The sequence below is a fragment of the Candidatus Roseilinea sp. NK_OTU-006 genome (assembly GCF_012931985.1).
Taxonomy (GTDB): domain Bacteria; phylum Chloroflexota; class Anaerolineae; order J036; family Brachytrichaceae; genus JAAFGM01.
This window is the reverse complement of the sequence record NZ_JAAFGM010000002.1, coordinates 1-17,572: the sequence shown is the minus strand read 5'-3', so window position 1 is coordinate 17,572 and position 17,572 is coordinate 1. Positions and strand designations below refer to the sequence as shown.

At 64.2% G+C, this 17,572-nt stretch carries 17 protein-coding genes; 6 read left to right on the top strand and 11 right to left on the bottom strand.

What is annotated here, in order from left to right; all coding sequences use genetic code 11:
* Positions 1-18: 18 nt before the first annotated feature.
* Entirely contained in the window at positions 19-1,125 is a 1,107-nt protein-coding gene (gene ychF, locus GXH28_RS01535) for a redox-regulated ATPase YchF (RefSeq protein ID WP_169237247.1), read from the bottom strand.
* A gap of 57 nt (positions 1,126-1,182) precedes the next feature.
* Here ychF and GXH28_RS01530 point away from each other — a divergent pair, with 57 nt between their 5' ends.
* The gene (locus tag GXH28_RS01530; protein WP_169237246.1) at positions 1,183-2,124 is read left to right on the top strand and encodes a hypothetical protein; all 942 of its coding nucleotides are present in this window, start codon (positions 1,183-1,185) and stop codon (positions 2,122-2,124) included.
* Between the two features lie 4 nt (positions 2,125-2,128).
* Here GXH28_RS01530 and GXH28_RS01525 read toward each other — a convergent pair whose 3' ends face one another.
* The 9 genes from GXH28_RS01525 to GXH28_RS01485 all read right to left on the bottom strand — a co-directional run bounded on the left by GXH28_RS01525 (position 2,129) and on the right by GXH28_RS01485 (position 11,843).
* Positions 2,129-3,235: a pyridoxal-phosphate-dependent aminotransferase family protein gene (locus GXH28_RS01525; RefSeq protein WP_169237245.1), complete on the bottom strand. Its 1,107-nt coding sequence runs from the start codon at positions 3,233-3,235 to the stop codon at positions 2,129-2,131.
* Positions 3,236-3,259: 24 nt separating this feature from the next.
* On the bottom strand, positions 3,260-5,140 hold the full coding sequence (gene glmS, locus GXH28_RS01520; protein ID WP_169237244.1) for a glutamine--fructose-6-phosphate transaminase (isomerizing): 1,881 nt from the start codon (positions 5,138-5,140) through the stop codon (positions 3,260-3,262).
* Between the two features lie 102 nt (positions 5,141-5,242).
* Positions 5,243-6,745 carry an SH3 domain-containing protein gene (locus GXH28_RS01515; RefSeq protein WP_169237243.1) on the bottom strand — a complete coding sequence of 501 codons (1,503 nt, stop codon included), beginning with the start codon at positions 6,743-6,745 and terminating at the stop codon, positions 5,243-5,245.
* A 62-nt stretch (positions 6,746-6,807) separates the two neighbouring features.
* Complete coding sequence (locus GXH28_RS01510; RefSeq protein ID WP_169237242.1) at positions 6,808-8,208, bottom strand: DUF512 domain-containing protein; 1,401 nt, start codon at positions 8,206-8,208, stop codon at positions 6,808-6,810.
* 20 nt (positions 8,209-8,228) lie between these two features.
* Complete coding sequence (locus tag GXH28_RS01505; RefSeq protein WP_169237241.1) at positions 8,229-8,933, bottom strand: lysophospholipid acyltransferase family protein; 705 nt, start codon at positions 8,931-8,933, stop codon at positions 8,229-8,231.
* Positions 8,930-9,691, bottom strand: coding sequence for a (d)CMP kinase (gene cmk / locus GXH28_RS01500; RefSeq protein ID WP_169237240.1), 762 nt, complete (start codon positions 9,689-9,691; stop codon positions 8,930-8,932). The genes GXH28_RS01505 and cmk overlap by 4 nt, the downstream gene beginning before the upstream one ends.
* The gene (locus tag GXH28_RS01495) at positions 9,648-10,418 is read right to left on the bottom strand and encodes a pseudouridine synthase (protein WP_169237239.1); all 771 of its coding nucleotides are present in this window, start codon (positions 10,416-10,418) and stop codon (positions 9,648-9,650) included. Before GXH28_RS01495 ends, cmk begins: the two co-directional genes overlap by 44 nt.
* Before the next feature lie 9 nt (positions 10,419-10,427).
* The gene (scpB, locus tag GXH28_RS01490; RefSeq protein ID WP_240550109.1) at positions 10,428-11,108 is read right to left on the bottom strand and encodes an SMC-Scp complex subunit ScpB; all 681 of its coding nucleotides are present in this window, start codon (positions 11,106-11,108) and stop codon (positions 10,428-10,430) included.
* Positions 11,109-11,126: 18 nt separating this feature from the next.
* On the bottom strand, positions 11,127-11,843 hold the full coding sequence (locus tag GXH28_RS01485) for a hypothetical protein (protein ID WP_169237238.1): 717 nt from the start codon (positions 11,841-11,843) through the stop codon (positions 11,127-11,129).
* 81 nt (positions 11,844-11,924) lie between these two features.
* Between GXH28_RS01485 and corA the strand changes: the two genes are divergently transcribed.
* Positions 11,925-12,926, top strand: coding sequence for a magnesium/cobalt transporter CorA (corA, locus tag GXH28_RS01480; protein ID WP_169237237.1), 1,002 nt, complete (start codon positions 11,925-11,927; stop codon positions 12,924-12,926).
* Complete coding sequence (locus tag GXH28_RS01475) at positions 12,913-13,827, top strand: hypothetical protein (RefSeq protein WP_169237236.1); 915 nt, start codon at positions 12,913-12,915, stop codon at positions 13,825-13,827. Before corA ends, GXH28_RS01475 begins: the two co-directional genes overlap by 14 nt.
* Positions 13,828-13,844: 17 nt before the next feature.
* Here GXH28_RS01475 and GXH28_RS01470 read toward each other — a convergent pair whose 3' ends face one another.
* Positions 13,845-15,374, bottom strand: coding sequence for a LysM peptidoglycan-binding domain-containing protein (locus GXH28_RS01470; protein ID WP_169237235.1), 1,530 nt, complete (start codon positions 15,372-15,374; stop codon positions 13,845-13,847).
* 172 nt (positions 15,375-15,546) lie between these two features.
* On the opposite strand from GXH28_RS01470, the gene GXH28_RS01465 reads away from it, so the two are divergent.
* From GXH28_RS01465 to GXH28_RS01455, 3 genes are all read left to right on the top strand, one after another.
* Positions 15,547-16,194, top strand: a complete 648-nt coding sequence (locus GXH28_RS01465; RefSeq protein ID WP_169237234.1) for a hypothetical protein — start codon at positions 15,547-15,549, stop codon at positions 16,192-16,194.
* A 265-nt stretch (positions 16,195-16,459) separates the two neighbouring features.
* A complete protein-coding gene (locus tag GXH28_RS01460) occupies positions 16,460-16,873 on the top strand; it encodes a single-stranded DNA-binding protein (protein ID WP_169237233.1) in 414 nt (137 codons plus the stop codon).
* Positions 16,874-16,936: 63 nt separating this feature from the next.
* On the top strand, positions 16,937-17,263 hold the full coding sequence (locus tag GXH28_RS01455; protein ID WP_169237232.1) for a DUF3467 domain-containing protein: 327 nt from the start codon (positions 16,937-16,939) through the stop codon (positions 17,261-17,263).
* Positions 17,264-17,572 lie beyond the last annotated feature (309 nt).

Here is a 17,572-nt window from a genome sequence, read left to right as displayed (position 1 = left end):
CTCACGCGCTAACGCGCCTCACACGTTGAATAGGAAGTGCATGATGTCGCCATCGCGCACGACGTATTCCTTGCCTTCCAGTCGTAATTTCCCGGCGGCGCGAATCGCGGCCTCGGTTTTGTAGGTGCGTAGGTCGTCCAGCGTATACACCTCGGCGCGGATGAAGCCGCGCTCGAAGTCGGAGTGAATGACGCCGGCGGCCTGCGGCGCTTTTGCGCCGATGGGGATCGTCCAGGCGCGGATTTCCTTGGGCCCAGCCGTGAAGAACGACTGTAGGCCGAGCAGCTTGTAGATCGCGCGCGCCAGCCGATTCAGCCCCGATTCTGCGAGTCCCAGGCCGGCCAGGAACTCGCGCCGCTCTTCCGCGCGCTCCAACGCGGCGATCTCTGCTTCGATGGCGCCGGAGAGGACGACCATCTCTCCGTTGTGCGCCGCGACCCAGTCCCGCAGCCGCGCCACGTGAGGGTTCGACGCGCCGGTCGGGTCGTGCTCATCTACGTTGGCCACGTAGAGCGCCGGCTTGGCAGTGATGAAGCCGAGCGATTTGGCCAGCCGCTGCGCGGCGGCGTCCATGCCGGCCAGCGCCAGGCGCGCGGGCCGGCCCTCTTTCAACAGCGCCACCATCGGCTCCAGCACGGCAACCCGCTGAATTGCTTCCGGATCGCGCTGCGCCGCGGCGCGCTTGTTCTTCTCCAGTTGTCGCTCGGCGCTCTCCAAATCGGCCAGCACGAGTTCCAGCTCGATGATCTCCACGTCGCGCACCGCATCCACCGATCCATCCACATGCACGACGTCGGGATTCTCGAAGCACCGCACGACGTGCAGGAGGGCGTCCACCGCCCGGATGTGGCTGAGGAACTGATTGCCCAGCCCCTCCCCTTGCGACGCGCCTTTCACCAGGCCGGCGATGTCCACGACCTCGATCGTGGCCGGCACGATGCGTGCCGTCTTAATGTGCTGCGCGATCTCGTCCAGCCGTGGGTCGGGCACAGGCACAATGCCGGTGTTCGGCTCGATTGTGGCGAAGGGGTAGTTCGCGGCCAACGCGCCGGCCGCGGTCAAGGCGTTAAAAATCGTGGACTTGCCGACGTTCGGCAACCCCACAATGCCGGTTGAGAGTCCCATGGTGCTGCGACGCAAGAATAGCACATCGGCTTACAGCTCGGTAGAATCATCCGCAGGATGAGCAAGCTGCAGCAGGAAGTGGGCATCCTCAACCAGGGCGATGTGCTGCGCGCCTGGATCGCGGAGTCCGAGAAGGCGCTCGTCGCCATCGCGCCGGAGAACGTCCGCGCGTTGTTGACCCACGTGGCCCGGGCGCATCGGCTGCTCGATGAGCTGCGCGCGTCTGGCGCGGATATGCGCGCCGAAGAAGCGCGCCTGCAGTCGGTGGAAGAGCGCCTGATCAAACAGGCGAAGCCGATCGTCGCTGCGGCCGGCGGGGAGCGAGCGTTCGTCGCCCTGCGGCGCGCCATCGCCCCCGATTTGCAAGCGCCGTGGTGGGCGCTGGAGGAAGTGGTCGCGGCCCACCGTCGCCGGCGCCTCAAGCAATTCGCCGCCGGCCTGGCTATCATCGCGGCGATCGGCGTGGTCGGCTTTTTGCTGCGCGACGTGCTCTTTCCGCCCAACCCGGTGGGCGACGCGCTGTTTGCAGCCCAGGCCGCGCTGGTCGAGGGCGATGTGGCGCGCGCGTTCCAGGCGATCGAGCGCGGCCTAGAAGCCGCGCCGTCCAACCCGACCCTGCTTGTGTGGAAGGGCGCGTTGCTCGAACGGCAAAACGACCCGGCCAACGCGGCTGCGTTCGAGTCCGCCCGCGCCATCTTGGGCGAGCGGGACTTTCTGATCGAAAGAGCGCAGGTCTACTTGATGTTGGGCGAGCACGATCAGGTGATCGCCGACATGACGCGCCTGATCGCGGCTGAGCCTGACGCCGCCGAGGCCTATTTGACCCGCGCGACGGCTTACGAGACCGTCAATCAGCTTGGGCGGGCGATGCAAGACCTGGAGGCGGCCGCCGAGATCGCGCAGCGCACCGGCAACGATACGCTGTTTGCGACGGCGCGCGTGCGCCTGGGCGTGCTGATGCAAAGCGCTGGCGCGATCGCGCCTACCGCGACGCCGTGATGGCTCACACGCTCAAGAATGCGTCAATTGCGTCGAAGAGCGCCTGCATATCCGACTCGGTGGCGTCGGCCATGTGCGCGATGCGAAAAGTCTTGCCCTTCAGGCTGCCGTAGCCGTCGGAGATGTGCATGCCGCGATCGGCCAGGAATTTGTTCAGCGCGCTCACATCTATGCCGCGCGTGTTCCTCACGCACGTGACCGTGTCCGACTCGTAGCCGGGCTCGGCGAACAGCCCGAACCGCGCCCGCGCCCATGCGCGGGTGAGCTGTGCCAGGCGAGCGTGTCGCGCAAAACGGTTCTCCAACCCCTCGGCCAGCATGTCGTCCAGTTGCCGGTCCAGCGCGAACATCAGCGAGATGGCCGGCGTGGCGGGCGTGTGATTCTTCTGCAGGAACTTCTCCAGCTCGACGAAGTCGAAGTAGTAGCCGCGATGTTTGATCGTCTTGGCCTTGGCCAGCGCGCGATCGCTCACCGCAGCGAATGCCAGGCCGGGCGGCAGCCCGAAGCACTTCTGCGACGAGGCCAGCAGCACGTCCAGGCCGAGGCCGTCGAAGTCAATCTTCACCCCGCCCAATGAGCTGACGGCGTCTACCAGGATCAGCGTGTCGGGGGACAGCGTTTTGACTACGGCCACAATCTCGGCCAGTGGGTTCATCACGCCGCAACTGGTTTCGTTGTGCACGATGGCAATGGCTTCAAACGGCTTCTTGTTCGGGTCGGCGGCGCGGGCCAGCAGGGCCTCGCGCACCCTCTCGGGCTTGATCGCCTTGCCCTCTTCGACGCGCAGCCGGACGGTTGCTTTGCCGTTGCGCTCGAACACGTCGGCCCAGCGTTCGCTGAACGCGCCGCACACCGTCGCCAGCACGCCGGCGTCTGGGTCGTCGCTCACGCAGTTGCGCGCTGCGGCCTCCCACAGCCCTGTGCCGGATGAGGTGCTGAGGAAGACGCGGCTGCGTGTGAAGAACACCCGGCGCAACTTAGCTTGAACGCGCGCGAACAGCGCCTCAAACGCCGCGCCGCGGTGGCCGATCATCCATTGCGTTTGCGCGTCGAGGATCTCTCTGCGCACCTCGACCGGGCCGGGGATGAATAGCTTGATGTGATCGCTCATGGTGTTGCAAGCATAGCCGCTTTCTTATTCCACGGTCACGCTCTTGGCCAGGTTGCGCGGTTGATCCACGTCGCAGCCCAGGTGCGTGGCTATCTCGTAGGCCAGGCGTTGCATGGGGATCGCGGTGAGCGCCGGCGTCAGCAGTGCTGGTGCCGCCGGCACGTTGATCACATAGTCCGCCTTCTGCCGGATGAAGTCATCGCCTTCGGTGGCGATGGCGATGACGATGCCGCCGCGCGCCTTCACCTGCTCGATCTGCGAGATCATCTTCTCGTATACGCCGTCTTGCACGGCGACGCATACGACGGGCATGGTCTCGTCAATGAGCGCGATGGGGCCGTGCTTCATCTCGCCGGCCGGGTAGCCCTCGGCATGGATGTAGCTGATTTCCTTCAGCTTGAGCGCGCCTTCCAGCGCAATGGGGTAGTTGATCCCGCGCCCCAGGAAGAGGAAATGCCGGCGGTCGTGGAAGCGATGAGCGAGCGCCTCGTAGATCGGATCGGGTTTGAGCGTCTGGCTGATGAGGCCGGGCAGAAGCGCTAAATCCTTCGCCAGCGCATACGGGTCGGGCCGACCGTCGGCATCCGACCTGCGCACGCGCTGCGCCAGCGCACAGGCCAGCAGATACTGATCGACGATGGAGGTGAGGAATGTCTTGGTGCTGCACACGCCGATCTCCGGCCCGGCGCGCATGTGGATGACGCCCTCGGCCATGCGCTCGGCCTGCGAGCCGATCGCGTTGACGATGGCCCATATGCGCGCGCCGCGCGCTTTGCCCAGGCTCATGGCCGCCAGCGTGTCGGCGGTCTCGCCGGATTGGGTGATGCCCAACACAGCGATGCCCGGCTCGATGATTGGATCGCGGTAGCGATACTCGCTGCCGTAGTCCACCTCGACGGCCACCTGCGCGATGCGCTCGATGAAGAATTTGCCGATCATCCCGGCGTGTTTGGACGTGCCGCAGGCGACGGTGTGGATGCGCGCCGGAATCCCCTCGGCGTGGCCTGTGCCCACTTCCAGGTGCTCCAGCGCGACTTCGCCGGTCTCGAAGTTGACCCGGCCGCGCAGCGTGTCGGTCACGGCGCGGGCCTGCTCGAAGATTTCCTTCTGCATGAAGTGCCGATACTCGCCCTTCTCGACGCTGACCGGGTCCCAAGCAATTGTCAGGCGCTGCTTGTTCACCGGCGCGCCATCCAAGCGATACACGCGGACCTGGCCGGCCTGGGCGATGGCCCACTCGCCGTCTTCCAGGAAGATCACGTTGCGCGTGTAATCCAGGATGCCGGGGATGTCGGAAGCCACGAACGTCTCGTCGGGGTTGACGCCGATGACGATGCCGCCCGCGTGGCCCAGCCGCGCGGCGATCAACTTGTCCGGCTCCTGCGCGCTCATCATGACGACGGCGTTCGAGCCTTGCAGCCTGGCGATGGCAGCGAATGCGGCGCGCGCGAAGGGCATGCCGGCCTTCATGTACAGGTCCACCAGGTGAGGGATCACCTCGGTGTCCGTCTCGCTGCGGAAGCGTACCCCTTCGGCGAGCAGCTCGCTTTTCAGCTCGATGAAGTTCTCGACGATGCCGTTCTGGATGACGGCGAGCGTGCCGGCGTCGTTCAGGTGAGGGTGCGCGTTGTGCTCCGTCACGCCGCCGTGCGTGGCCCAGCGCGTGTGGCCGATGCCGATTGCGCGTGGCGCATCGCGCGTTGCGAATGAAGGGCGGTCTCCTCCTTGCTGCAATCTCGATTCCAAATTCGACAGTTTGCCTACGGCGCGGGTGACGCGAATGCCGTTGTCGCCGAGGATGGCGATGCCGGCGGAGTCGTAGCCGCGATACTCCAGGCGCCGGAGGCCGTTGAGGATGACCGAAATCGCGTTGCGCGGGCCGATGTAACCGATGATGCCGCACATGGTTGAATCGTCGTCGGTGAGCGTGTATGCAAAAAATGAAGCGAGAAGCAGCCGGCTGCCTCTCGCTTTTGCTTTACAACGACACGGCCTTCTGCTGCGCGTCTAGCGTCCCATCACCGCCCTCAGCGCAGCGCATGCGGGACATGAGCCATCCGGCCGGAAGATCGAGTAGCCGGCTTGGGGGTCTTCGGCGTCGTATTGCCGGCGATCCATGTTCCAGATGATCATCAGGCGCACTTTGCCGCTCTCGCGCGAGAGTTGCGCGGCGCGCGCCAGCCATTGCGCCTGCTGCGCCAGCGTAATGTTGTTGCCCCACTGGAAGTTCGGCGCGACGATGGGGCCGATGCCTTCCGGCGTGAGATAACCCAGTTCAGTCCAGCAGACCGGCACCTGGCCGCCGAAGGCGTTGTACGTGACGTTCAGCGTCCCCCAGAAGTACCATTGATGGTGGTCGTTGGCGACCGGCGCGCCGCTGGTCTGGTCCGGGCCGACCATCGTGCCGTTGTGGTGTGCGCCGATGCAGTCCATCCACTGCGCTGCGCCGGCGGCAGCGAGGCGCTGCAGGAAGGGCGCGTCATCGCAGCCGGCGTTGGTGCAGTTGCCCCCGAAGTAGCCTGTGGGGGCCATCGCTGCGCCGATCACCAGGACGTTAGGGTTGGCCGCCTTGATCGCGAGATAGGCTTCGCGCAGCATGTTGGCGTAGTTCTCCGGGTTAACCTGCCCGTTGCCAGGCCCGCCATACTCGCGGTCGAGGTTGGGTTCATTCCACACCTCGATGCCGTCCACGCCTTGTTGGACCAATGTGGCCAGATAAGCAGCAAATTCCCTGTGATAGTTGGGATCGGCGGCGCGGGCGCGGTCGCCGACGGCGCCGACCAACACTTTGAGGCCGTTGGCCTTCGCAGCGGCGATGCGCCCGGGGATATCCGTGTCTTGCGTCTGGAACTTCACCCAGGTCATGCCGATGTCGCGCATTTGGGGGAAGACGTTGGTGCTGCCCATGTGCCCGCCGAGTTCAAATGTCCAATTGCCGCGTGGGGTCACCGGCGCAGGCGCCGAAGCTACGGGCGCCGCTGTACCGCCGAATGAAGTGTACGACGCAAAGATATAAGCGGTCTGATTGTTGTAATTAATTTGCAGCCACTTGCCGTCGGCGGTTCTGGCTGTCGCTTGCACCTTGTCGCCGCGCTTGAGTCGTCCGATGATCTGACCGCTCAGGCTCGGCGCGCTGCGCACGTTTAAGAACTCGGAGATCACGGTGACGTTGCCGTTGCCGGCTGTCGGCACCGCCGCCGGCGCCGCGCCGGGAGTCGCACAGCTACCACCGGGGACAGCGAACTGCGCAAAGACGAAACCAGCGCGTCCGTTGAAGTTGATCCGGTACCAAGCGCCGTCAATCGTCTTGGCATCGGCAATCACCTTCTGACCACAGGTGAGCTGTCCGATGATGCTGTCGCCGGTGCTGGGCGCGCTCCGGACGTTGAGCCTGGGCGACACCACGACTAATTCGACCCCTTGGAATTGAGCGCGGGCACTCTGGGCTCCGCTGATGATAAGCGTGGCCACCAGGGCCAGGATAACCCTTCGATTCTTTATGGTTCGCATAGCCTAGATTTAATTGTAATGCCTTGCGCGGTACGGCTTTGGTCGGCGCGTTGCGCGGAAGGCTACAAGTATTTCTCGATTGCCCAGCCGCCTTCCCGAGCGATCGGCAACTGGGCCACGTCTGCCTGAGGCATGAAGACAAGTCTATTCTTCCCCGTCAGCGCGTCTACGACGTCACCCATACGATCGGCCAACGCGACGGGTCTGTTTAGGGCACGGGCGATGTCTGTGGGCGATACGTCGTCTAGCGCAATGCCGTTGGGGTGGTCGAACATGATGCGCGGAAGGATGATCAGCTCCCCTGTTGCGCCGGTGAGTTGGCCGATGACGTCCTCGCCGCATAACAGGCCGGCGACGGTGATCGTTTCGCCTAGCCGCCGGTTCTTCACCGGCACGACGCGCAGCGGAACGCCGGTGATTTGTGTGAACTCGCGCGCAGCCTTGGCTAAAACCGGCGCGAACAGGGTGCCCGTGACCAGTGTTGCGTTGCGGAATGGCGAGTCGAAAGTGGGAAGCCGAGAAGGGTCGGACGCCGCTAATTCTGTGCGCCGCACGCGCTTCCATTCGTCGAGGAAATCGCGCACCATGCCCAAGCCGTTTTCCTGGAGCGCGAGGCCGTCGTAGGCGCGCTCGGGCGGCACACGGCGGCCGGTGACGAGATACCATTCGTCGGTGGCATACACGAAGCGGACGCCGAACGCTCGGCGAAACTCGGCCTGCCAGGCCTCGACGCGTCTGAGCGTGTCGGCGGCCTCTGCCTTTGTGTGCGGGCGATAGCCGTATTTGTGATGCTGGGTCAAGCCGACCGGCACCACGCTCACCGACATCACGTGGGGGTAGAGCGTCGCCAGTTGGCGCACGGTTTCTTCCAAGCGTTCGCCGTCGTTCAGCCCGGGCGTGACGACCACCTGGGTGTGCGTGGCAATGCCGTGATCGGCCAGCCAGCGCAATTGCGCCATGATGTCCGGCGCATTCGGATTGCGCAGGCACTTGCGCCGCGTCTCCAGGTCGGTGGCGTGCACGCTCACGTAGAGCGGCGTCAGCCGTTGTTCGGCGATGCGCGCCCAGTCCTCGTCGCTCAGGTTGGTCAGCGTGACGAAGTGGCCGAATAGGAAGGAATAGCGGTAGTCGTCGTCTTTGATGTAAAGCGCGCGGCGCATGCGGGGCGCGTTCTGTAACACGAAGCAAAACGGGCACAAGTTGTTGCAGCGCCGGATGTCAATGTCGAAGGTGGGGTGCTGGAAGGTGATGCCCAGGGACTGGCCGAAGTCGCGCTGCGCGGCGATTTCGTGTTCTACGCCGGCGCGCGCGAAGCGGAAGATCACGCGATCCTCTGCGCCGTAGAACTGCGCGTCAATCACATCGCGCAGCCGGTGGCCGTTGATGGCGAGCAGGTCGTCGCCGGCGCGCAATCCGGCGCGGTCGGCCAGGCTGCCCGGTTCAACAGATTGGATGATCCCCATCGTCGCTCGGATGCGGCGCGTTACACGTCGGCGTAGACGCCGCGCATGGGCGCCGGCAAGATCGCGGCCAGTCGGCGCATCGCGTAGTCGGTCAGCTCCCGGAGCCGCGCGTGCGAGAGTTTCTCATGGCCCGGATCGAGCTTGAACGGCTCACCCAGAGTGATTGTAACTGCTGCCCGACGCAGCCTTTTGAGCGCGGGCAAGATCTCCGGCGTCCCGACGATGCCGGTGGGCACGACCCATGCGCCGGTGTGCGTCGCCAGAAAGGCCAGGCCTTCCTGCGCGTGGATCAATGCGCCGGTGTGGCTGCGCGTGCCTTCCGGCGCGATGAGCACTGCGCCGCCTGCGCGCAGCACCTCGGTCGCCGATTTGATCGCGTGCAGGTCCACCGCGCCGCGATGGACCGGGATTGCGCCGTAGGGTTCCACTAACCAGCGCACGCGCCAATCCTCGAAGGCTTCTACTTTGGCCATCGGCGTGATCGGCCGGCCCAGCGCCGCCAGCACTACAAACGGATCGGCCCAACTGATATGGTTGATCATCACGATCACACCGCCGGTCTTCGGCATGTGTTCGGGGTGGATGACGCGATGCCTCATGCCGAGCACGTACCAAGCGCGCAGCCAACCGTTGTAGAAGCTGCGCAGCGGCGCGCGCTTGTTCCATTTCCAGCGCCGGGTGAACGTGGATTGTTTGCCCGGGGCGCGCATGGTGGATTGCGTCATCGGTCGTTCTCCGGCGCGACGGCGACGCCGGCCGGCTGCGCCTGTGTGCCCGGGCGGGCGGCGTTCTGTTCGGCCACGAGCGCGATCACCCGGGCGAGCGTCTCGTCGGCGTCCATGTGTGTGCAGTCTACAATGAAGGCGTCCGGTGCCGGGCGGAGCGGCGAAGTGGCCCGCGAAAGGTCGAGTTCGTCGCGCTGCTTCATGCTGGTCAGCACATCGGCATAGCTGCTCGGCGTGCCACGACTTTCTAACTCGCGGTAGCGCCGCCAGGCGCGCGCCTCTAGGCTGGCATCCAGGTAGATCTTCAGGTCGGCGTCCGGCATGACAACCGTGCCGATGTCGCGGCCGACCATCACCAGGTTGCCGTCGCGCGCGATGCGCCGCTGTTGGGCGACCATCGCCTGGCGCACGCGCGGAAAGGCCGACACAACGGACACCGCGGCGTCTACGTCTGGTCGCCGGATGGCCCAGGTCACGTCCTGGCCGTCCAGGCGAACGGTGTATTGCCGGCCGTCGTCCACGCGCGGCGGCAAGACCTCAATCAGGACGTTTTCGGCGAGCTGCGACACGGCGTCTTCGTCGTCTGGCGCGATCTGGCGTTGCAAAGCCGCCAGCGTCACCGCGCGGTACATGACGCCGGTGTCGAAATACAAAAAGCCCAAGTGCTTGGCCAGCCCCAGGCCGATGGTGCTCTTGCCCGCGCCGGCCGGGCCGTCAATCGCGATCGTGCGGATGGGGCGGTTGGGTGGATCTGCCATCGGTGCTGTGGCGCGCCAGCGCTGCCACTTCGCCGACCGTCAGCCTGCGCCACTGACCCGATTCTAAACCACCCAGCGTCACGCATCCAACGCGCACCCGGATCAGGCGGCGCACCGGATGGCCGAGCAACCCGGCGACTCGGCGGATTTGTCGCTTGCGCCCCTCGCGCATGACGACGCGCAGCCAGACGCCCCCCATCGCCTCTGGGGGGACGTCGGGTTGAGGGCGCAGCACTTGCACGTCGGCGGGCGCGGTGAGCGCAGTCTCGCCCGGCAGCAACACGCCAGATCGCCACTGTTGCAGCGCCTTTTCGCTCGGCCGACCGGCTACGAGGACGTGATATTCTTTCTCGTGCTCGAACTTAGGGTGAGTCAGCCGGTAGGCGAATTCCCCATCGTTGGTGAGCAGAATCAGGCCGCTGCTGTCCTTATCCAGCCGGCCTACGGCAAACAGCCGCTGTGGGACCCGAACGAGGTCGAAGACCGTTTTGTTGCGTGGGTTGCTGCGGTCGGAAGCGTAGCCGACCGGTTTGTGCAAGGCGATGTAGATCTTCTCCTCCGGCGGGGCGATGGGTGTGCCGTCTACGCGCACGTCATCGCCGGGCGAGACGGTTGCGCCGAGTTGAGCAACCTGGCCGTTGACGGTGACCCGTCCGGCGGCGATCAGCGCTTCGCACTTGCGCCGCGCGCCGAAGCCCGACTGAGCGAGCAACTTTTGCAGGCGCATCGTTAGCGACTAACGGTCAGCATCCAGAGGCGGCGGCGTTGTGGGGTCGGCTTCGGAATCGGAAGTGGAAGCGCCGGCCGCCGCTTCCTGCTCGGTGCGTGAGAGCGGCAAGGTGTCCAGCCGTTCAACCGCCGGCAGCTCGTGCACGCCGCGTAGCCCGAAATGGTTGAGGAAATCGAACGACACGCCATAGCGCATGGGATGTCCCACTGTATCGGCGCGGCCTAACTCTTGTACCAGGTTGCGGGCAAGCAACGTGTTGATCACGCCGTCGCAGTTCACGCCACGGATCGCCTCCAACTGCGGCTTGGTAATCGGTTGGTTGTAGGCGATGATGGCGAGCGTCTCCAGCGCTGCTTGCGATAAGCGATTCACCTCTTCCAAACCCAGGAATTTCTGGATGCGCGCGCCCATCTCGGGCGCAGTGACCAGCCGCACGCGGTTGCCCAGGCGTTGCAGGCGGATGCCGCGCGCTTGGTATTGGGCGGAGAGTTCTTCGAGCGCGGCCTCGATCTCGCCAGGCGTTGCATCAAGCGTTGCGGCAAGCGCGTTGAGCGTCGCGGGTTCACTCGCCACGTAGAGCAGGCTTTCGAGCTGTGCAGCCAACGAAAGTGGGAGAGGCACCTCGGCGGGGTCAGCCTCGGTCGCAGTTGAAACGACGGCGGTGACGGGTTCGCGGGTTTCCATCATGTGTTGTGCGGCGCAGCGTCAGGCTGGCTGCTGTGGTTCGGGGTCGTGGCTATCAGGCGGCGTGCGCTCCGGCTCCGTCGCCGCGGGCGGCAGATAGGGCGTCTCTTCCTCGGACAGGATCGGCGTCGGCGGAAGCGCAGGGGCGGGCGCAGGCTGCGCTTGAACCGGCAGCGGTTTGGCGATGACGGGCCTGCCCGCTTTGGCCTTGATAGCCACCTGCGGCTTACTGGCCAGCCGGAGCCCGAGCTGATCTTGTACGACCTGCCGCGCGACAGCGGCAACCTCTTCGGCTTTGGCGACGAGGTCCACCTCTTTCGTCACGGACACGTCCAGGCTCAGTTCAACGGTCCGGTTGCGGCCGGTGGCGCGCACTCTGGATTCGAGCACGCCGGCGATGGCGTCCACGTGTTCCTTCACCTTTTCTTGCACGGCCTCGGTGCTGATGCGGATGGTGCTGCCGCCGGTGTAGCGAGCAATTTCGATGGTGCGCGACCCGGGTCGGCGCAATTCCCACCACAACAGCAAACCGATCAGGGCCACCCAAATGATCGCCAGGATCAGGCGCACAAGCACGCGCCCGGTATCCGAATATGCGGCGAATACGGTGCCGCGAAACCAGTGGGCAATCGCCTGCATCAGGGCGAGGAAGCCGGCCGGCGTCACCAGCGCAAATGCGCCGAGGACGAGCAACATGCTCAGCATGGCGATGACAAAGACGCGGTTAAATGTGTTCATAGTCGCATGTGCCGCCGCGGGCGCGAGAGACGACGCTGTGCATTGTAGTATCTATTTTCGCCAGGGCAATAATTCGCTGCTATGGTGCGCGTGTTATGCGGTGATGGTCAAAGCCCGCCGGCCGAGTATCCCGGCGACGTGGACATTCGAAGACTGATCGCCGATCCATCCAACGTGTTATGGGTGGACATCTGCGATCCGGAAGACGAAAACGGGGTGCATCCCGAAGCCCTGCGCATCCTGCGTGACGTGTTTGAGTTTCATCCGCTGGCGATCGAGGATGCCTTGATCGAAAGCCATGTGCCCAAGGTGGATGATTGGGGATCGTATCTCTACATCGTCCTGCATGCCGTTCATTTCGAACGCGGCAAGGAGCAATTGGAGACGCGCGAACTCGACCTCTTCGTCGGTCCGAACTACTTGGTGACGTATCGGACGGAAGCCGTCCGCGCTCTGGAACAACAATGGCGCATTACCCAGCGCGATGCGCGCCATACCCGTCGCGGCGTGGACTACTTGCTGTATGAGCTATGTGACGCCATTGCGACCGATTACTTGCCGGTGATGGATGCGATGGATGAAGCCGTGGATTTGCTGCAAGACGAGGTGTTCGAGCGGACGGACGCGCACCTGGTCGAACGCATCTTCCGGCTCAAGCGCGCCGTGCTGGATTTGCGGCGCGTGCTTAGCCCACAACGCGAGGTGCTCAACAAGCTCTCGCGCGGCGACTTCGCAGTCATAGACAACAAGGATCGCGTGTATTTTCGTGATGTGTATGACCACTTTGTGCGCCTGGTGGACCTGAACGAATCGCTGCGCGACGTGGTGAGCGGCGTGCTCGACACCTATCTTTCGGTCGCCGCCAATCGCACCAACGCCATCATGAAGACATTGACGATCGTTTCGCTGATGTTTCTGCCGCTGACGTTCATCACCGGCTTCTTCGGCATGAATTTCTTCGGCGGCAGCATCGAATTGACCTTCGAGACAAACCACTGGTTGTTCTTTCTCGCCAGCATGTTGTTGATGATCGGGATGCCGCTGGCCATGCTGTTGTATATTCGCCGACGTGGCTGGTGGTGACGCCCTCGCTTGCGCGCTCGATGGGTTTGCCGCAGCCTGCTACCGTCTGCGGCGAAGCAACCTCGCCCGCTGGGTGTTCATCCTGCTGGTCGTGGTTGCGCTCGGCCTCGTGCTCTTTGCTCGCCCAGGGCAGCTCGAAAACCAGACCGTCCGCGATGTCGCCATCGGCGACATCTCGATTGCTAGCGTTAACACCTATGTGCGCGTCAGCGGCATCCTCGATCCGACCGGCGCCTATCGCACCAGCTACAACCTGGGCGGGTTCGAGTGGTATGGCAGCCGTTACATTCCGCTGATGGCGCCGGGCACGTCCGATGCGATCTGGGTCGCCGATGAAAATCTCCCCGTGCGCGATTCTGCGGGATACGTCACCCTGGTCGCGCAAGTGATGATGGGGCAGGGGACGCAACAGCCGGCGCTTTATCTTCAGGTCGGCCATCCGCCGAACGTCGTGCTCGCGAATCTGCTCTCTCGGCTGGGTGCGATGCTGTTGGTCGTGTTAATGGCCGCGGCGTTCATCGGGCAACTGGTCGAGCGCCTGGACTACGCGATCCCGCTGCCTTGGAGCGCTGGCCTGGCTGCGAATCCGCCGGCGCTGCTATGGTTCGGCGCGCTGGGCCGCCCATTCGACGATCTGGTATTGCGCAGCGTCCCAGCGCGATTCAGCGCCACGCCCCACGAGGCGCGTTTCGAGTCCACGGATTCGGCCAGCCCGTGGTCGGTCGCCATCCGTCGGCTGAGGCAGGTGCAACTCTTCGATGTGGCGACGCAGTATGGCAGCATGCCGGCGGCTCGCTTGCGCTTCGAGGACGAGCGCGGTCTTCAGCGGCATGGCGTGATCGCCGCCGATTCAGTCGAGTCGCGCAACGCCATCCTGAACGTGCTCAGCCTGATTCGCTGATGGCGCCGGCTGTGCGCTCACCGCACGATGCCGTTTAGGTCGGGACGCTTGCACTGGCACGGCTCGCGCCTCCGGTCCCCCCGCACCAGTGCGCCGTCGTATTCGCGCGGGCCTTCCACGGCGGTCCAGCCCTCCAGATTGAACGGTGTCGCGCCCTGAGCATTGATCCATTCGCCGTTGTATTTGCGCGCCAGGTGGAGGTGAGCCGCTTGCGCCAGCCCACCCTCGCATGAAGGATGGCCGATCGGGTCGCCAACCTTTACCCGCGCGCCGACGGGGACGCGGTCCCGACTGCCGATGTGCAGATACAACACGCTCCAGCCGATGCGCTCGTCGCCGCTGGGGTCGAGCGACTGGACGACCTCACCGCGCGCGCTGCGCGTAATAATGCCGTCGGCCGCAGCCGTTACCCAGTCCTGCAGTTCGGTGCAGCCGGCTACGTTGGCCGACGTGAAATCTAGCGCGCCCCAGGGGGTGCCCGGACCCCAGGCGCTATGCGGTCCGCCGGTGAAGTACCACATCTCGCCCTTGCGCCAAGGCAGCGCCAATGGCGGTTGGCGAAGGTCTGCAGGGATAAGCGGGCCGAAATCATACTGCCAGGGATTGCCGAAGAACCGCCGGTAGGTGCGCATGAACGCGCGTTCGCCGTCGCTTTCAGCGATGGTTGGCCAGTCTGAGAGCGTGCTGATCGCTGCCAGATAGTTCTGCAGTCCGGCTGTGCCGGCGTTCACCCCGAGGCCGATGGCGAGGTAAGCGCCGTCATCCAGCCGCACATAGCCGCGCGTGTTCAAGCGCCAGCCATAATAACCTTCGTTCAGGCGGAGCGCAGCCCAGTTTAACTGCACGTTCAGCCCTTCCAAGTTCGTGCGCTTATAGCCGAGCGGGTAGCGCAGTTGATCCTCGCTCGGTTGCGCCTGCGTCACCCACCCGCCCACGTATTCCAGCGCAGCCAGCAGGATGCGCGGATGCACGCTGAACTGTTCGGCCACGCGCTCCACGATCTGCGCTCCGGTCAGCAACTCTCCGGCGACGACTTCGGTATAACGGCTGAGGTAGCCGCCCTGCTGCGCGATGAAGGTGGCCGCGTCAAATGCGGCTGCCGTCGGGCCGTTGACCAGTTCGCTATCGGGGATCAGCTTGATGGACGGCGCGCGCCCCTCGATCTGGCGACGGATAAGCAGTTGCTGGCCAACCTGGAGGGCGTTTGGATTGCGCAGGCCGTTCAGTCGTTGCAATGCTTCCGGCGTCGTGCCGGTGGCGTATGCAATGCCGATGAGCGTGTCGCCGCGTTGCACCGTATAGGTGAAGGTCAATACACTGCCCGATTGGACAGGGCGCGGCGGGTCGAGTGTGGGCGTGCCGATGGGGATCGGATGTCGCGTTGCGGTGGGTATCGGCACCGGCGACTGTGTCGTGTTGGACTGGATGGTGGCCCGGATGGCCGGCGTCGGATCGCGGGTGGTCGTTTCGGGGGGCGGGTCGCCGGCGCAGGCGAGGAGGAGCGTCGCGCATGCGACGCCGCATACCAAACTGATCCCGTGTTTCATCTGCGAGCATTATTCCACGGGCCTCGCGCCGCGCAGCGCGCGATTCTGGGATGCCGGTCGCCACTCCGGTGGCGCGCCCGTCTTGTCCTCAACGCGCGTGCGGCGCCTGGATGGGGGCAGTTAGCGCAAGTACATTCGACTATACTCATCGCGCTCTCACCCAAGATCAGCGATGACCACATTAAGACAATTCGAGATGGGCTTGCGCCTCGAGCAATACATGGCCACCATGGCTCAAGGCAAAGAGAATTTTCGAGCCAATTTCGTCAAGGCAACCGAAGCGTTGAGCGCGGATGACCTGGCCTTCTTTCGAGGTTTGCCAATCCCGATCAACGTCGCCGTTGCGACCGAGGATGCCAATCTCGACGCCTTGCGCGATGTGCCAATCATCGGCCGGCTGTCAGCCCAAGTGCGGACGTTGGTCTTGCGCCTGTTCCGGCCGACGACGCACGCCGACGTGATTCAGGCTATTGCGCAGGATGCGTCGTCGCTGAAGATGGACGGGACCGATGGCGGTGTGCGGCTGCCGATCATCGCGTTCTACACGCCGGAGATGCAACTGATCGGCGCGCATGTGTGCCGCCTGCCCGAGCTGAGCGCCGAGATGAATCGCCGCCGATCGGCGTGGATCGAGAGCCATCCCGAGGTCTTGGATGCGCGCGAGCCGATGGAGAAGATGACGCCCATCACGCGCACACGCCTGACGCAGGCCATGTATGCGCTGACTTCGGAGGAGCGCGCGATGTGGGGGCGACTGACTGTGCAGTATTGGCGGCGCATCCTCCGTGAGACATCCTCGCTATCGAGCCGGTCCAACTGATCGGCGCACAGCAACGTCGTCGCACGTCCGTAGCGACCTGCGACGATGCTGCGATCGCGCCATACGGCGCCTAGCGCGTGCATCGCGCCAGGAGGCCGGCGCCGGCCATCGCGCCGTCACGCGTGGAGACTCCACATGGGTTGCATACATCCGCCGTGGAGGCGCGAGATGAATGAGATGAAATCGAGCGCATGCGCGGGATGAAGTTGTCGGTTACAATCCAGCAAGAAGACTCTGATTCAAGACAGCCAGGAGGGAGCAGCCTATGTATCAAAGTGTAACGGTTGTCGGGCGCCTTGGCCGCGATCCAGAGATGCGCTACATGCCGAGCGGCGAGCCGGTCACGTCATTCAGCCTTGCAACCGACCGCGTCTGGAGCGATAAGGACGGGCAACGGCAAAAGGAGACGACCTGGTTTCGCGTCTCCGTATTCGGCAAGTCGGCGGAGACGGTAAACCAGTATCTCAGTAAGGGCAAGATGGTGCTCGTGGAAGGCCGTCTGCGCGTTGATCCAAAGACGGGCGGCCCCGCTGTCTTCACCCGACAGGATGGGACTGTGGGCGCGAGCTTTGAAATCATCGCAAACACGGTGCGCTTTTTAAGCCCGCGTGATGAGGCCGAGTCCGGCCATTCGGAAAGCGACAGCGGTGATCAGCCCGCTGAAGATATTCCCTTCTAACCTCTCATTTGCGCTCAGGAACCTGACGCATGCGCTCAGCCGTCAGGTTCTTTTGTTTACGCCATGACTCCGCCACAATCAGTTCAACCGCTTCCCCAGGCATCCGGCCCACCGGGACTGCAAATCGAGCTGCCTGCGCATTTAGATGCGACGTATTCCAACCTCGTCGTCATCCAGCATACGCCCTCGGAGTTCGTGCTGGACTTCGCGCGCATCTTGCCCAACATGCCGACCGCGCGCGTCGGCGCGCGGATCGTGACCACGCCGATGCACGCCAAACTGCTGCTGCGCGCGTTGCAGCAGAATATCGAGCGCTTCGAGGCGCAGTTCGGTCCGATCTACGTTCCTCAGCAAGGCGAGGCTTTGGCAAACCAGTTGTTCGGCAGTTGAGCGTCAGCTTCATCCACAAACTGACGTTGGGCGATGTCAGGCGCGCGCGGGTTTGAGGCCCGGAGATACGCGCGTCGCCCGAAGGCTGGGCGTTGCTCACCTGCCCCCACGCTGCAACTGACGGTGAAGCCCTCGCGTGGTAAGTCGCCCTCGATTCTTCCCGCAGGGGCGAGAGAATTCTTATACCAACTGCCACATCAAGGCGTGCTAAATAAGGACAGGGCCTGGACGTTGTCTTTGATCCAACGCCAATCAACCAGCCTGCGAAGTGCGTCGGCGTCGTCAGCTAACGCATGCAATATCTGCTCG

Excerpts from the sequence above, each read along its gene's own strand:
- GXH28_RS01460 (WP_169237233.1), top strand. The coding sequence starts at position 16,460 with ATGTATCAAAGTGTAACGGTTGTCGGGCGCCTTGGCCGCGATCCAGAG.
- GXH28_RS01485 (WP_169237238.1), bottom strand. The coding sequence starts at position 11,843 with ATGAACACATTTAACCGCGTCTTTGTCATCGCCATGCTGAGCATGTTG.
- glmS (WP_169237244.1), bottom strand. The coding sequence starts at position 5,140 with ATGTGCGGCATCATCGGTTACATCGGCCCGCGCAACGCGATTTCGGTC.
- cmk (WP_169237240.1), bottom strand. The coding sequence starts at position 9,691 with ATGGCAGATCCACCCAACCGCCCCATCCGCACGATCGCGATTGACGGC.
- GXH28_RS01455 (WP_169237232.1), top strand. The coding sequence starts at position 16,937 with ATGACTCCGCCACAATCAGTTCAACCGCTTCCCCAGGCATCCGGCCCA.
- GXH28_RS01530 (WP_169237246.1), top strand. The coding sequence starts at position 1,183 with ATGAGCAAGCTGCAGCAGGAAGTGGGCATCCTCAACCAGGGCGATGTG.
- scpB (WP_240550109.1), bottom strand. The coding sequence starts at position 11,108 with ATGATGGAAACCCGCGAACCCGTCACCGCCGTCGTTTCAACTGCGACC.
- corA (WP_169237237.1), top strand. The coding sequence starts at position 11,925 with ATGGTGCGCGTGTTATGCGGTGATGGTCAAAGCCCGCCGGCCGAGTAT.
- GXH28_RS01525 (WP_169237245.1), bottom strand. The coding sequence starts at position 3,235 with ATGAGCGATCACATCAAGCTATTCATCCCCGGCCCGGTCGAGGTGCGC.
- GXH28_RS01505 (WP_169237241.1), bottom strand. The coding sequence starts at position 8,933 with ATGACGCAATCCACCATGCGCGCCCCGGGCAAACAATCCACGTTCACC.
- GXH28_RS01510 (WP_169237242.1), bottom strand. The coding sequence starts at position 8,208 with ATGGGGATCATCCAATCTGTTGAACCGGGCAGCCTGGCCGACCGCGCC.
- GXH28_RS01465 (WP_169237234.1), top strand. The coding sequence starts at position 15,547 with ATGACCACATTAAGACAATTCGAGATGGGCTTGCGCCTCGAGCAATAC.
- GXH28_RS01470 (WP_169237235.1), bottom strand. The coding sequence starts at position 15,374 with ATGAAACACGGGATCAGTTTGGTATGCGGCGTCGCATGCGCGACGCTC.
- GXH28_RS01495 (WP_169237239.1), bottom strand. The coding sequence starts at position 10,418 with ATGCGCCTGCAAAAGTTGCTCGCTCAGTCGGGCTTCGGCGCGCGGCGC.
- GXH28_RS01515 (WP_169237243.1), bottom strand. The coding sequence starts at position 6,745 with ATGCGAACCATAAAGAATCGAAGGGTTATCCTGGCCCTGGTGGCCACG.
- ychF (WP_169237247.1), bottom strand. The coding sequence starts at position 1,125 with ATGGGACTCTCAACCGGCATTGTGGGGTTGCCGAACGTCGGCAAGTCC.